This is a genomic window from Saccharothrix sp. NRRL B-16314, assembly GCF_000716595.1.
Classification (GTDB): Bacteria; Actinomycetota; Actinomycetes; order Mycobacteriales; family Pseudonocardiaceae; genus Actinosynnema.
In genome coordinates this window covers 1-316 of the sequence record NZ_JNXC01000219.1, presented here as the reverse complement: position 1 = coordinate 316, position 316 = coordinate 1, and the positions used below count along the sequence as shown (strand labels likewise).

Below are 316 nucleotides of genomic sequence, written 5' to 3'. Positions count from 1 at the left end.
GTCGTAGACCGGCACCGCCGAGGAGCCGCGGATCAGCGAACCGCCGTGGATCCAGACCATGACCGGCCGACCGCCGCGCTCCGTCGCGGACCGCGGCCCGGCGCCCCATGGCGCCCCCACGTTCAGGTTCAGGCAGTCGTCGCCCGGGATCTCGGGATCGGGGAGGAGCGCGTCGAGCGGCGGGGCGTACGGCCGCTTCGGCGCCGTCGGACCGAACGCCGTGGCCTCCCGCACCCCGTCCCACGGCTCGACCGCCTCCGGCGCGCGGAACCGCAGCGCGCCCACCGGGGGCCGCGCGTAGGGCACACCCAGGAAG

General features: G+C 77.2%; 1 protein-coding gene. It reads right to left on the bottom strand.

Features of this window, described 5'->3' with window-relative positions; genetic code table 11:
• On the bottom strand, positions 1-316 hold a 316-nt coding region (locus OQ02_RS39725; protein WP_033443850.1), incomplete at both ends, for a carboxylesterase family protein.